At 58.6% G+C, this 13677-nt stretch carries 12 protein-coding genes; 7 read left to right on the top strand and 5 right to left on the bottom strand.

What is annotated here, in order from left to right; genetic code table 11:
- Positions 1-135: 135 nt before the first annotated feature.
- The 5 genes from EDB94_RS15920 to nadB all read right to left on the bottom strand — a co-directional run bounded on the left by EDB94_RS15920 (position 136) and on the right by nadB (position 4461).
- Positions 136-969 (bottom strand): HDOD domain-containing protein, encoded by an 834-nt coding sequence (locus EDB94_RS15920; protein ID WP_014576275.1) that lies wholly within the window; start codon positions 967-969, stop codon positions 136-138.
- 110 nt (positions 970-1079) lie between these two features.
- Entirely contained in the window at positions 1080-2075 is a 996-nt protein-coding gene (locus tag EDB94_RS15915; RefSeq protein WP_108018804.1) for a folate-binding protein YgfZ, read from the bottom strand.
- A gap of 21 nt (positions 2076-2096) precedes the next feature.
- Positions 2097-2561, bottom strand: coding sequence for a hypothetical protein (locus tag EDB94_RS15910; protein WP_108018805.1), 465 nt, complete (start codon positions 2559-2561; stop codon positions 2097-2099).
- The gene (locus EDB94_RS15905) at positions 2545-2817 is read right to left on the bottom strand and encodes a succinate dehydrogenase assembly factor 2 (RefSeq protein ID WP_014576278.1); all 273 of its coding nucleotides are present in this window, start codon (positions 2815-2817) and stop codon (positions 2545-2547) included. The genes EDB94_RS15910 and EDB94_RS15905 overlap by 17 nt, the downstream gene beginning before the upstream one ends.
- Positions 2818-2856: 39 nt before the next feature.
- Positions 2857-4461, bottom strand: coding sequence for an L-aspartate oxidase (gene nadB / locus EDB94_RS15900; RefSeq protein ID WP_181259056.1), 1605 nt, complete (start codon positions 4459-4461; stop codon positions 2857-2859).
- Positions 4462-4595: 134 nt separating this feature from the next.
- Here nadB and rpoE point away from each other — a divergent pair, with 134 nt between their 5' ends.
- The 7 genes from rpoE to lepA all read left to right on the top strand — a co-directional run bounded on the left by rpoE (position 4596) and on the right by lepA (position 13665).
- The gene (gene rpoE / locus EDB94_RS15895; RefSeq protein WP_008176207.1) at positions 4596-5282 is read left to right on the top strand and encodes an RNA polymerase sigma factor RpoE; all 687 of its coding nucleotides are present in this window, start codon (positions 4596-4598) and stop codon (positions 5280-5282) included.
- Between the two features lie 15 nt (positions 5283-5297).
- On the top strand, positions 5298-5858 hold the full coding sequence (locus EDB94_RS15890; protein WP_008176205.1) for a sigma-E factor negative regulatory protein: 561 nt from the start codon (positions 5298-5300) through the stop codon (positions 5856-5858).
- Positions 5859-5925: 67 nt separating this feature from the next.
- Entirely contained in the window at positions 5926-6900 is a 975-nt protein-coding gene (locus EDB94_RS15885) for a MucB/RseB C-terminal domain-containing protein (protein WP_108018853.1), read from the top strand.
- The gene (locus EDB94_RS15880) at positions 6897-7346 is read left to right on the top strand and encodes a SoxR reducing system RseC family protein (protein ID WP_008176201.1); all 450 of its coding nucleotides are present in this window, start codon (positions 6897-6899) and stop codon (positions 7344-7346) included. Before EDB94_RS15885 ends, EDB94_RS15880 begins: the two co-directional genes overlap by 4 nt.
- Before the next feature lie 134 nt (positions 7347-7480).
- Complete coding sequence (locus EDB94_RS15875; protein WP_062785541.1) at positions 7481-8905, top strand: DegQ family serine endoprotease; 1425 nt, start codon at positions 7481-7483, stop codon at positions 8903-8905.
- 126 nt (positions 8906-9031) lie between these two features.
- Positions 9032-11758 (top strand): EAL domain-containing protein, encoded by a 2727-nt coding sequence (locus EDB94_RS15870; protein ID WP_062785720.1) that lies wholly within the window; start codon positions 9032-9034, stop codon positions 11756-11758.
- 104 nt (positions 11759-11862) lie between these two features.
- A complete protein-coding gene (gene lepA / locus EDB94_RS15865) occupies positions 11863-13665 on the top strand; it encodes a translation elongation factor 4 (protein WP_014576285.1) in 1803 nt (600 codons plus the stop codon).
- Positions 13666-13677: the final 12 nt, after the last annotated feature.

Genomic DNA, 13677 nt, shown 5'->3' with positions numbered 1-13677 from the left:
TTCGATCGGTGTGGGGGCGGTGAGCCTTTCCCGACAGGAAAAGGTGTCTGAGCGCAGCGAGTTCTTTTCCCGAGGGAAAGGCTCACCGCCCCCGCGCCAGCCACCAAAAAGCGAGGGGGCAAGAAGTACCGGCTATTACTGAAGCAGCGCCATAGCCGCTTCCATCTGAGCGTTCAGATCCTCTTCCTCGCTCATGTCGATATTCGGATCCAACCCAAGACGATCAAACGCCGAAATCTTCGTCCAGTCCATTTCATTCCAGGGGTGCTCTGACCCCGCAACCAGCTGCAGATTGGCCACCATCACCAGATCCGCATAGTCGGCCGTCGGCACTTCCCGGTTGAAGTTGGCGTATTCCAGGGGAACGTTCTGGAGCTCTTTCGGGAAATCCCACTTCTTGAGGATGGTCGCCCCGATCTTTGGATGCAGCTCATCGACCACATTGTCCAGCATGATACTGCTGATCTGGATATCCTGATCTTCCACATAACGCAGGATGGGTAGCACACCGATCAGATGCACCAGACCTGCAAGGGTAGCCTGGTCGGGCTTGAGTTTCGTGTAGTGTTGCGCAAGAACATGGCACACGCCCGCGACTTCGGTACTGGTCTGCCAGGTAGCGCGCATGCGCTTGTCGATCATGTCGGACGTGGCCTGGAACATCTGCTCCATGGCCAGGCCCATGGCCAGGTTGCTGGTGTAGGCCATGCCCAGTCGGCTGACCGCCATATTCAGGTTTTCGATGGCCCGACTGCCGCGAAACAGCGGGCTGTTGGTTACCCGGATGATGCGTGCGGAAAGTGCCGTGTCATTGCTGATGACCTTGACCAGATCGGCGATTGAAGAATCCTCGGATTGCGCAATATCTCTGACCTGAAGGGCCACCTCCGGAAGGGTGGGCAGCACCAGCTTATCGTTTTCGATGGCAGCGTTGAGATCGGCTTTGATGGTTTCGACAATATTCGACATGGTCAGTAAAGGTCCGCGTGTAGATTCCGGCTGATGGCCCTGCCGGAATAATCAAACATGTGAGCTATTACATAGCAAAATAGCAAATTCTGGCGCGTTTGCCTGTCAACTTATGTATCTGATTGTGCGCTTTTTTCCCTTTCGGGCACCGGGTAGGGCAGTGGCATTGGCTCCAGCGTCACCTGTGACAGGCCCTCCGGATGCAAGGTGTTTTCAGCGGCATCGTGGCGAACCACCGCAAGTAATTCAACGCTGCCGTCGCCGTATTTGATCGCGTTGACCACTTCTCCGACTGACCGCTCGCCGGCAAACAATGCGGTTCCGGGGGTTGGCAGGTCTTCTGACTGTTCAATACGGAAGCGGAAGAGGCTCTTTTTCAATTGCCCAAGGAAGTGCATGCGGGCAATCACTTCCTGACCGGTGTAGCAGCCTTTCTTGAAATGCACGCCACCCACATGCTGCCAGTTCAGCATCTGTGGCACGAAGGACTCCTGTGTGGCCGTAGTCAGAGAGGCGACGCCCGCTGCGATTTCGGAGGCCTGCCAGTCGGCCGCCGACATGCGGGCGCTGGCGGGGAGTGCTGCTTCGCCCTCTTCAGTGTGCCAGAACTCGAAGCGGGGTGTGCCCTCGGCTGTCGATTGCGTTTTCACGAGGATGCCGTCAGGGAGCGTGCAGGCGTCCCCGGGCTCCTTCAGAGAATCCAGTGGCTTTCCGGCGAGCGTTTCTGCCAGGCCGTTGCCCAGAATCCCTATAATCTTCGTTTCCTGAACCACCTCCATGGTGGTTCCACGAAACAGCATCAGATATTTGCGCAAGTGGCTGATGATGTCGTCAGCGAGTTCGGCGGGAAAGTCCATCAGGATATCGTCGCCTGAACGGACCATACGTGTGAGGCAGTAGGCACGTCCCTTGGGCGTTGCTGCGGCCGCGCGCGGCGAATACTCCGGGATTACCTCATCGAGGTTCTGGCTGAACTGGCCCTGAAGAAACTTGTCGGTGCCCGGCCCGCTGACGCATACAACCACGCGGTTGTCGAGATCCGCCCAACCGTTGTCCGGCAGGGGATACTCTGCAACGGCAGATACATAAGCGTCTGTGTCGGTCATGGCGTACTCCAGGTTATTGAATCAGTGAGATGATCGCCGGGGGCGGCCCAGTCTGAGCCAGACCCTGAGACGACGGAAATCCTCCGCCGGAACATTGCCCGGGCTTCCGGGTACTGGTGCCAGCAGGAGTGAAGTGTATGAGCGGAATCTGGTGCCGGCAGGCCGAAGTTTCAAGAGTGCCAGGCCTGACCAGATCCGGCTGGAGGCAAGTGGAATAACCTCTACCCTCTGCTTGTCTCCGATTCTGGCATACATTTTATCGTGTTCGATCAGGAGACCACTCACGGAACCACCGCCCAGAAGTAACCCGTTTGACCGATACTGCAGGGCAGCGCCCCACAGTGCAATGGGGATTGCAACGAGAAGCCAGAATTTGCCTGCCAGCAGCGCCATCACCAGGAAAGCCAGCAGCAAAACCCATGGCAGCACCGCAAGCAGGCCAACCAGCAGGGAGGGCGTTAGCGTTAGTTCAATCCGGCTGGACACGTTTGAGAATGATGTCGACCATGCGTTGAAGATCGGGATCGGCCGGGCGGCTGCGTTGCATGAACCACTCAAACATGTCGTTATCTTCGCAGGTGAGCAGTTTCTTGTAGCGGGCCTGGTCTTCAGCGTCCAGATCGCGGAAGGCCTCTTCCATGAAGGGAATCAGAAGGTTGTCCAGCTCCAGCATGCCTCTACGGCTATGCCACCAGAGGCGGTTGAATTCTGCTTTTTCAGACGATGCAGGTGTCTCTGACATAGTGTTTACCATTGAATCCTGTGTAAAAACGGTGTTCGTTCAGGGCGCGAGTGTACGGTAGGTGGTGGGAACCAGCACGGTATCACGCACCTCATTGATCAGTCCCGGATAATCGAGAGTGTAGTGCAGCCCTCGGCTTTCCCTGCGCTGCAGTGCCGAACATATGATGAGATCAGACACGGTGACCAAGTTACGAAGTTCCAGCAGGTCATTGGTGACACGGTAGTTGCTGTAGAACTCGCCGATTTCCGCAGACAAAAGATCCACCCGGTGCTTGGCCCGCTGCAGCCGCTTGGTGGTCCGCACAATGCCGACGTAGTCCCACATGAAATGGCGAAGCTCGTCCCAGTTGTGGGAGATTACCACGTCTTCGTCAGAGTCCCGCACCTGGCTTTCATCCCAGTCTGGTGCCTCTGGCGGTGGTGGAATGTCGGCTTCCCGGCGGGCAATATCCGCCGCAGCCGCACGGCCATAAACCAGACATTCCAGCAGGGAGTTGCTGGCCATTCGGTTGGCCCCATGGAGCCCGGTGAAGGCAGCCTCGCCGACCACGTAGAGCTGGTTAACATCGGTTCGGGCACGTTCATCGCTCATGATTCCGCCACAGGTATAGTGAGCGGCTGGAACTACGGGAATGGGCTCTTGGGTAATATCGATACCGAAGCCCAGACACTTCTCGTAGATGGTGGGGAAGTGGTGCTTTATAAAGTCGGCGGGTTTGTGGCTGATGTCCAGGTACAGATGATCAGCACCCAGTCGTTTCATTTCGTGGTCAATAGCCCGGGCAACGATATCGCGGGGCGCCAACTCGCCACGCTCGTCAAAGCGATCCATAAACCGGGAACCATCCGGCAGTTTCAGCAGGCCACCCTCGCCCCTCACGGCTTCCGTGATCAGGAAGGATTTGGCGTGGGGGTGATAAAGGCATGTGGGGTGAAACTGGTTGAACTCCATGTTTGCCACCCGGCAACCGGCCCGCCAGGCCATCGCAATCCCGTCTCCGGAAGCGCCGTCCGGATTGGTTGTGTAGCGGTAGGCCTTGGAGGCGCCGCCGGTGGCAATCACTGTGAATCGTGCCCGGAACAGCTCTACATGGTTGTCTTCAAGGTTCAGGATGTAGGCACCGACGCATCGGTTTCCCGGCAGGGACAGTTTGCGATTGGTGATCAGATCCACAGCCACCCGACCAGACATGAGTTCTATGTTTGGTCGTGCCTCTGCCTGGGAGGTGAGGGTGGTTGAGACCGCATGCCCCGTGGCATCGGCTGCATGAATGATGCGCCGATGACTGTGGCCGCCCTCACGGGTCAGGTGGTAGTGGGCGTCCTGATCCCGCGTAAAATCGACACCGGAATCGATCAGCCAGTTGATGCTTTCCCTGCCATGTTCGACCGTGAACCGCACGGCGTCCTCATGGCACAGGCCTGCGCCAGCATTGAGGGTGTCGGAGATGTGGTTTTCGGTGGAATCCTGATCATCCAGAACTGCGGCGATACCGCCTTGTGCCCAGAGCGTGGCGCCGCTGCTGATCTGAGCCTTGCTCACCACGCAGACCTTCAGGTGCTCCGGCAGATTGAGCGCGACGGTGAGGCCGGCAGCACCACTGCCGATAATGAGAACATCGTATTCGAAGGACTGTGGCATCGGGTCGTTATCGCAGGCCATAATGTGGACGTGTATTGAACTAAACTTTACGCTTGCTGTCTATTTGGCCTGACAGGGTGAGCCGCCTGACCGGTGGTCTAGCCCGTTTCATGAACGGACGCCGGATAGCATCAATGACGCAGCGAAACTTGGTACAGGCCGGACAGCTGGCCATCAAATCAGGGAACCCCGGCAACCAGTCCATGACTCCTGATACAGAGAAACAACAGGGCGATCACCCGGACAGCCAGACGGATCTGCAGCTGGTGCGCAAGGTCCGTAATGGTGATCGCGCCGCCTTCGATCTTCTGGTGGTCAAGTACCAATCCAGAGTCGCATCAATTATCAGTCGGTACGTCTACGACAGTCAGGAAGTCATGGATCTGACCCAGGAGACCTTCGTAAAGGCGTTCAGGGCGATCGAGCGCTTCCGCGGGGACAGCGCCTTCTATACATGGCTGTACCGGATTGCCGTCAACACCGCGAAGAATTACCTGGAATCCCGCGGCCGGCGGCCGCAGGGCAGTGCCGACTCGGCGGAAGCGGAGAATTTCGATGACGGTTCACGGCTGCGTGACACCGCTTCGCCTGAACGGCTCCTGCAACGGGAACAGCTCCAGAAAGAATTGAACAAGGCGATCGCCCAGCTTCCTGAGGAGTTGCGCTCTGCCTTTCTGCTCAGGGAATACGATGGGCTGAGCTATGAGGATATCGCGGGTATCCTCGAGTGCCCGATCGGTACTGTCCGTTCAAGAATATTCAGGGCCCGGGATGCGGTTGATCGGCATCTCGGGCCTTTACTCAATCACTCGGTGACGTAATTGAGGTTGCATCCCATGGATGATCGTCTCAGAGAAACACTGTCCGCCATGATGGACGACGAAGCTGACGAACTTTCGGTACGTCGCCTGCTTTCCCACGATCGCCAGGACGAGGTTCGGGCGCAGTGGCAGCGTTGGCAGGATGTTCGCGACCTTATGCATGACGGCCACTCGCCGGCCCACGGTATGGACGTCAGCGTGGGCGTCCGTGAACGGCTTGACGGGCGGGGCACCACCGCGGTCAGGCCTGAAGCTGCCGTACAGGCCACCAGGTCCGGCCGCTGGCACTGGCCGGCTGCCGCCATGGTTGCCATGGCGCTGCTGGTCGGGTTCGGTGCTGGTGCCGGCTGGGATTCATCCGCGACCGGGCCGGTTCAGCCGGTGACCGCAGCCGCACCAGAAACGCCTGTGCAGGACCAGCCGGTCAGGGAAATTGCCCTGCAGGGTCTTGATGAGGAACAGTGGGAGTATATGAGTCGCTACCTGCTGGAACACGCACAGCACAACAGTGTTGGCGCCGGGCGGGGCGCCGTCGGCTATGCCCGTCTGGTCAGTGCCAACGGTGCCGGCTACTGAATCCCGGAGCGAGAGTTTAATCATGCCTCAAGTCTTCATTAATATGGTCCCAAGCCGTGCGCTGTCCATGCTCGTGGGTTTTTTGCTCGCGCTTGCTGGGTCGCTGCCGGCTGCCGCGGACGAAGACGAGGCATCCGCCTGGCTTGAAAGGCTGGGTCCGGCCCTGAACATGACGTCCTACCGCGGTGTGTTCGTATACGCCCGGGGCGAGAGCGTGCACTCCATGCAGATTGCCCATCGTTACAATGATGGCGTTGTAGAGGAGCGGCTGGTTCTGCAGGACGGCGGCAGTGGAGAAATTGTTCGCAAAGGCATGAATGTGGTCTGCGTGCTTCCTGAGACAGGCCGCGTCAAGCTTGACCAGGTGATTCCGTCAGGCCCGTTCGCCGAAGCGTTCACCAGTCAGCTGATGCCGGTCAGTCACTGGTATCGGGCGGAAATGAAAGGTGAGGACCGGGTTGCAGGGTATGACGTGGTTTCAGTGGCGCTAAGCGCCAAGGATCCCTACCGCTACAGTCATCGGCTCTGGCTGGAGAAATCCACCGGTCTTCTGGTCAAGAGTCACGTTCGTAATGCCGAGGGGCAAGTGCTCGAGCAGTTTCAGTTCACCAGCCTGCACATCGGCGAGGACATTCCCGATAGCGAATTCGAGATCCGCACCGAGGGCCGGGAAATTTCCAGAACGCTGGATGAGCCCGCTGTTACGGCATCGGTGGTCCAGCGTATGGATGGGTGGCAGCTTGGCTGGCGCCCGGAAGGGTTTGTCCCTGCGGCGGCGCCCCGCTCCGGCAAGGGCCAGGCCGTTGCCTTCTCCGATGGCCTGGCCGCTTTTTCGGTCTTCGTTGAGCCGGCTGGCCCGGTTAGCATGCCGACGGGCGCCTCCCTGATTGGCGCCACCACCGTTTATATGCACCAGGTGACGGAAGGGGATAGCGCTTTTCTGGTTACCGTCGTGGGTGAGCTGCCTCCGCAGACTGCGCGCCAGGTTGCCGAATCGGTGCGTATTGAAGACTCAGTGGCCCTGGGTGCGGGTGAGCCGTGATTACTGAAACTGGAAAAGTGGTCGCGCTCAAGGGCGACAAGGTCTGGGTCCAGACGATCCGAACCAGCGCCTGTCAGAGTTGTGCTGCCCGCAATGGTTGTGGTCAGAAAGTCCTGGCGGCTGCCTCGGGCGGGCGCGCCAACCAGATTCTGGTGACGAACTCGGTCAATGCCAGGGTGGGAGATGAAGTAACCATTGGAATCGATGAGCAGGCGTTGCTGGGTGCTTCCATTCTGGTCTACGCCGTCCCACTGATCCTGATGGTTGTCGCGAGTATCCTCGGGCACCAGATGTCCGGTGGTAGCGACGGCGCTGCGATGCTGGCCGCTGTCGCTGGCCTGGCTCTGGGTTTTTTCGCAGGACGCAAACTGCAAGACGCGGGCGGCAAGGAGTATGAGCCCCGCCTGGTCCGGGTAAGCCGGATAGCCTCTGAAAACTGTCTGTAAACCCTACGGTTTTGTAAGTTGAAAATCGGTGGGCCGAACCCAAAACTACGCCTAGGTGTAAGCACAACAGGGGGTACAACATGTCGAGTGCAACAGCAGTTGCCCAGTCGTCACGTAATTTCATACCCGGAAGGATGCCGGCCGCTTTGCTGATTTTGCTGTCCGCCATGGTGTTGGCGGGCTGGAGTCAGGCGAGTTCAGCCCGAAGCCTGCCTGACTTTACCGAGCTGGTTGAAGATAACGCCGGTGCGGTGGTGAACATCAGTACAACCACCGAGCCCACGCGCCGCAATTCCGGCTCTCCCGGGATGCCGTTTGATGAGCGTCAGCTCGAACAGCTTCCCGAGTTTTTCCAGGATTTTTTCCGCGGCCCCCAGTCTCCGTTTGGAGGTGGGCCTGGCAACTCCCAGCCACGCCGCTCCATGGGCTCCGGGTTCATTGTCTCCTCGGACGGTTATGTCTTGACCAATAATCACGTGGTCGAGGGAGCTGATGAGATCATCGTGCGGCTGAATGACCGGCGCGAGCTGCCAGCGACGCTGGTTGGAACAGACCCTCGTTCCGATATGGCCGTGCTGAAAATTGAAAACGGCGATGATCTGCCTGTCGTTCAGGTAGGTCGGTCCCGGGATCTGAAAGTCGGTGAGTGGGTGTTTGCGATTGGCTCGCCGTTTGGATTCGATTACACGGTAACGGCCGGAATCGTCAGCGCCCTGGGTCGCTCCCTGCCATCGGAAAACTACGTGCCCTTCATTCAGACAGACGTAGCGATCAACCCGGGCAACTCCGGTGGCCCTCTGTTTAACCTGGAGGGCGAAGTGGTGGGTATCAACTCCCAGATCTACACCCGCTCTGGCGGTTTCATGGGGGTCTCCTTTGCCATTCCGATTGACGATGCGATGAACGTCTTCCGTCAGTTGCGCGACAACGGCTCGGTATCCCGTGGCTGGCTCGGGGTGCTGATTCAGGAAGTGAACCGTGATCTGGCCGAATCCTTTGGACTCAAGCGGCCCCGCGGTGCACTGATTGCCGAAGTGATGTCCGGTTCGCCAGCGCAGGCAGCCGGCCTGCAGGCAGGGGATATCGTCCTCAGCTATGACGGCGACGAGGTGCAGCTTTCCTCTGACTTGCCGCCCATGGTTGGCCGCACGCCGGTTGGTGAAACTGCCGAACTGAGAGTGCTTCGCGGTGGCGAGGAAATCGAGCTTCAGGTTGAAATCGGTCGCCTTCCCGAGGAGGGAAGCCAGCAGGCTTCTGCACCGGCCAGCGACAGTGATGGTCCCGGCTCTGCGCCCCTGGGCATGATGGTCGAACCGCTGCCTACGGATATGGCCGACTCCATGGGTATTGAAGGCGGCGTTGTGGTCAATAACGTTGCACGGGGTGCGGCTTCCGAAGCGGGCATCCGTGCGGGCGATGTGATCACGGAAATGAATCGCCAGAAGGTGACATCGGTGCAGGAATTCCGCGAGGCTGTTCAGTCGCTGCCCGAGGGCAAGGCGGTATCGGTCCGGGTGGTGCGCCAGGGTCGGGCACTGTATCTGGTGATGAAGCCCTGATACCCTTCTGCTGATCCGGATTACCTGAGATAGAGCCCCCGCAGGTGTTGGAAACGACACTTTCGGGGGCTTTTGTTATACTCGGCGGATCAATAAAAATGAGTGGCCATGGAACGGACCAGCCCCATGATGAACAGACAGGAACTCTCTCTCCGTAAGCTACTGGAATTTCGCAATGCCTGGGTCGCCTGGCTGGTCTTCGCGGTAGCCGTTGCCGTCACCTTATTGCTTTGGCAGGTGTCTATCCGGCTGGTTGAAGACCGCACGGAAGCTCGTTTTCGCACCCAATCGCTCCAGCTTAAATCCGCCATCGAAGAGCGCTTGCTGAATTACGAGCAGGTGCTGGCCGGCAGTGCCGGTCTGTTTGCGGTGGCCGGAGACGTTTCCCGTGATCAATGGCGTGAATACGTGGACAAGGTTGATATCAACCGCTACTACCCGGGCATTCAGGGTATTGGCTATGTTCGCCGTATCGGTGTACGTCAGATGGCCGATCATATTGCCTCTGTCCGCGCGGAAGGGGTGCATAATTACCTGGTGAACCCGCTGGGTAGCGGTCCCTACTACTACCCCATGGTCTACCTGGAGCCTGGCACGGAACGGAACCGACGGGCCCTCGGCTACGATGCCTTCAGCGATCCCATTCATCGCCAGGCCATGGAGCAGGCCCGGGATGATGCTATCCCCACGGTGACCGCCAAGGTGGTGCTGGTTCAGGAAGAGCTTGGCGAAGACCAGGCCAGTTTTCTGATGTATTACCCCGTCTACCAGGGTGGAGAAGTGCCCGAGATCCGGGCTGAGCGTCGCATGATGTTGGCGGGCTATGTGTTCAGTGCCTTCCGGATGAACAATCTTATCGACGGCATCGTTGGCCTGATCTCGCCGTTTCTTGATGTCCGGATCTACGATGCCGGAGTCGTGGAACGGCAGAACCTCATGTATGGCTCCAATCTGGGGTCCCTGGACAACGAATTCAGTTTCCAGATGAGTCAGACCATCAGCCATGGTGGTCGAGACTGGCTGTTGCAGACGCGCTCCACGCCCGCCTTTGATTTCCTGGCCTCAGATCCGCGGCCTCCGATCGTCCTCGGCAGTGGCCTGGTGATCAGTGCCCTGTTGTTCCTCTTCGTGCTTGCCTTGATCCGTTCACGGCTGATGGCGCAGATCAGTGCCGGCCGCTATCGGGCGATTACCGAAGGCGCAGCCAATGTCACCCTGGTGATGGACCGTGCCGGGCAACCCCTGTACGCGAGCCCGTCCAGCCTGGATATCCTTGGCTTCGAGCCGGATCAGGTTCAGGCCCTGAACTTTGAGGAGCTCGTTCATGGTGACGACTGGCCCCAGCTGCAGCGAGGCTTTGACGATTCCGTTCAATCGCCGGGCAAACAGATGCCGGTTATCCGGGTCCGTATCCGTGATGCCAAGGGGCAGTGGCGGGATATGGAGGGCACCTTTACGGCCATGTTGTCGGTGCCAGGCGTCAATGGCGTTGTGCTTAGCCTGCGAGATCTGACCCAGCTCAAGGCCGCCCAATCCGAGCTGCACAGGCTTGCATTCTATGATCCGCTTACCGGCCTGGCGAACCGGCAACTGTTCCGGGACCGTTTGAATCACGTGGTCAGCCGCAGTCGCCGGAGCGGTGAGCCGGCTGCCCTCATGTTCCTGGATCTCGACGGCTTCAAGCGTATCAACGACACCCTGGGGCACGATTCCGGCGATGAACTGCTGTGCCAGGTGGCGCAGTGGCTGGTGGGTTGTGTCCGTGAGGAGGACTCGGTTGCCAGGCTCGGCGGCGATGAGTTTGTGGTATTGCTGTCCCGGATCAGTGACTCCGATGCTGCCGGCAAGGTCGCAGAGACCATTCTGCGCAGTCTTTGCCAGCGAATCCGGCTGAACGATCACGAAGTCGGCATCACGGTCAGTATCGGCATCACCATGATTCCCCACGACAGTGAGGACGCCGGAACCCTGATGAAGTACGCTGATCTGGCGATGTATCGTGCCAAGGAGCTGGGTCGGAATACGTTCCAGTTCTTCACCCCGGCCATGAACATCAAGGCGGCAAGGCGGCTTCTGCAACAGGAGGAGTTGGCCACGGCGCTGGATGGCGATCGCTTCGTTCTGCATTACCAGCCGAAGATTGATCTGGCCAGTGAGCGGGTGATTGGGGTTGAGGCATTCCTGCGCTGGCATCATCCGGAGAAGGGGCTGGTGTCGGCGCAGCAGTTCATCGGTCTTGCCGAGGAAACCGGCCTGATTGTTCGCCTGGGCGAATGGGCTTTGAGACAGGCCTGTATTCAGGTTCAGGCCCTGGAACGGGCCGGCTTTGAATCCCTGAAAATGGCGGTGAATCTGTCTGTTCGACAACTGACCGATTCGGGCTTCCTGGACATGATCCGACAGGTCATCACCGAGACGGGCGTCTCGCCGGAGCGGCTGGAGCTGGAGATGCCGGCGGAGCTGCTCAATGAAGATCCGCGAATGCTCAGGGAGTTGCTGGTGTCACTCCATGATCTCGGGGTCTGCCTGATCCTGGATGATTTTGGCACCGGCTCCTGTTCACTGGTTGCTTTGCAGCAGCTGCCGCTGGATGTTATCAAGATCGACCACCGGTTCATTCGCGACATTCCCTACAATGTCAGTGCCACGGATGTGGCCTCCGCAGTGATTGCCCTGGCCCGCAAGCTCCACCTTACGGTGGTTGCGGAGGGTGTGGAAACCCCACAGCAGCTGAGCTTCCTGAAAACTCACGGCTGCGCCCAGTGTCAGGGCAACCTGTTCAGCTATCCGCTGGACGAGGATGCGCTCATCGGTTTCCTTATCCGGCAATACGAACGGCCGCTGATTTCCTGATCATGGCAATGGCGGCCGGTAACCGGTAAAATCACGCCGTTCCCGGATCCCGGTAGCGGCCCTTCCGGGCTCAATCCTTCGTCTTAACTGAGTATTCATCGTCTGTGACTGAACTGAGCCGAATCCGTAACTTTTCCATCATCGCCCACATTGACCATGGTAAATCCACGCTGGCAGACCGTTTTATCCAGGTTTGCGGCGGCCTGACGGACCGTGAAATGGCGGAGCAGGTCCTGGACTCCATGGATCTCGAGCGTGAGCGAGGGATTACCATCAAGGCCCAGAGTGTCACGCTGAATTACACCGCCCGTGACGGGCAGGAATACAAACTGAACTTTATCGATACCCCGGGCCACGTGGACTTTTCCTACGAGGTTTCGCGCTCGCTCTATGCCTGCGAGGGGGCGCTGCTGGTGGTGGACGCAGGGCAGGGTGTTGAAGCCCAGTCCGTGGCTAACTGCTACACCGCCATTGAGCAGGGCCTCGAAGTTGTGCCGGTTCTGAACAAGATGGATCTCCCGCAGGCCGAACCGGAGCGGGTAGCGGCAGAAATCGAGGACATCATTGGCATTGAAGCGTCTGATGCGGTCCGCTGTAGCGCCAAGAGTGGCTTGGGCGTGGAAGATGTTCTGGAAGATCTGATCAAGAAGATCCCGCCACCCAAGGGCGACCGAAGCGCGCCCCTGCAGGCTCTGATCATCGATTCCTGGTTCGACAATTATCTGGGCGTCGTGTCGCTCGTGAGGGTGACCGAGGGCACCCTGAAAAAGGGCGACAAGATCGTCATCAAGTCTACCGGGAAGGCCTGGAATGCCGACAAGGTTGGTATTTTCAATCCCAAACCGAAAGACACCGACCTGCTGGAGTCCGGCGATGTCGGCTTCGTGGTGGCCGGAATCAAGGACATTCACGGGGCGCCGGTAGGCGATACCATTGTTCACCAGAAGTTCGCCGAGCAGACGCCAATGCTGCCCGGGTTCAAAAAAGTCAAACCGCAGGTCTACGCCGGGTTGTTCCCGGTCAGCGCCGACGACTACAACGATTTCCGGGATGCCCTGGAAAAACTGACCCTCAACGATGCCTCGCTGTTTTTCGAGCCGGAGAATTCCGATGCCCTTGGCTTCGGTTTCCGCTGTGGTTTCCTGGGCATGCTGCACATGGAAATCATCCAGGAGCGGCTGGAGCGTGAATACGACATCGACCTGATCACCACGGCGCCAACGGTGATCTATGAGGTGGTTACCAAACAGGGTGAGACCCTGTCGGTAGACAATCCGTCCCGGCTTCCGGATATTGGTTCCATTGAGGAAATGCGTGAGCCGATCGTAGAAGCGAACATTCTGGTGCCCCAGGAGCATATCGGAAATGTGATAGCCCTGTGTGAGGAAAAGCGTGGCGTCCAGAAGAACATGCACTTCATGACGACCCAGGTCCAGCTCACCTATGAGCTGCCGATGGCCGAGGTGGTGATGGATTTCTTCGATCGTATCAAGTCAGCCAGCCGCGGCTTTGCGTCCCTGGACTACCACTTTACCCGGTTCCAGACCGCCAACCTGGTTCGCCTGGACGTGCTGATCAACGGCGAGCGTGTCGATGCCCTGGCGCTGATCGTGCACAAGGAGCAGGCTCACCACAAAGGGCGCCAGTTGATCGAAAAGATGAAAGAGCTGATTCCTCGGCAGATGTTTGATATCGCGATTCAGGCCGCCATTGGTAATCAGGTTGTGTCGCGGGTCACCGTGAAGGCGCTACGCAAGAACGTAACCGCCAAGTGCTACGGTGGTGACGTCAGCCGGAAGAAGAAACTGCTGCAGAAGCAGAAAGAAGGTAAAAAGCGTATGAAGCAGCTGGGTAATGTCGAGGTGCCTCAGGAAGCGTTTCTTGCCGTACTGAAAGTGGATAAATAAAAGGCCTCCTGG

This window comes from Marinobacter sp. 3-2, assembly GCF_003751355.1.
Classification (GTDB): domain Bacteria; phylum Pseudomonadota; class Gammaproteobacteria; order Pseudomonadales; family Oleiphilaceae; genus Marinobacter; species Marinobacter adhaerens.
The sequence above is the reverse complement of the archived record's forward strand: the minus strand, read 5'-3'. Positions and strand labels throughout refer to the sequence as shown.

Bases quoted from the DNA above. Each gene is read 5' to 3' on its own strand.
- EDB94_RS15875 (WP_062785541.1), top strand. From the start codon at position 7,481: ATGCCGGCCGCTTTGCTGATTTTGCTGTCCGCCATGGTGTTGGCGGGC.
- EDB94_RS15885 (WP_108018853.1), top strand. From the start codon at position 5,926: ATGCTCGTGGGTTTTTTGCTCGCGCTTGCTGGGTCGCTGCCGGCTGCC.
- EDB94_RS15890 (WP_008176205.1), top strand. From the start codon at position 5,298: ATGGATGATCGTCTCAGAGAAACACTGTCCGCCATGATGGACGACGAA.
- EDB94_RS15905 (WP_014576278.1), bottom strand. From the start codon at position 2,817: ATGTCAGAGACACCTGCATCGTCTGAAAAAGCAGAATTCAACCGCCTC.
- EDB94_RS15920 (WP_014576275.1), bottom strand. From the start codon at position 969: ATGTCGAATATTGTCGAAACCATCAAAGCCGATCTCAACGCTGCCATC.
- EDB94_RS15915 (WP_108018804.1), bottom strand. From the start codon at position 2,075: ATGACCGACACAGACGCTTATGTATCTGCCGTTGCAGAGTATCCCCTG.
- nadB (WP_181259056.1), bottom strand. From the start codon at position 4,461: ATGCCACAGTCCTTCGAATACGATGTTCTCATTATCGGCAGTGGTGCT.
- rpoE (WP_008176207.1), top strand. From the start codon at position 4,596: ATGACGCAGCGAAACTTGGTACAGGCCGGACAGCTGGCCATCAAATCA.
- EDB94_RS15870 (WP_062785720.1), top strand. From the start codon at position 9,032: ATGATGAACAGACAGGAACTCTCTCTCCGTAAGCTACTGGAATTTCGC.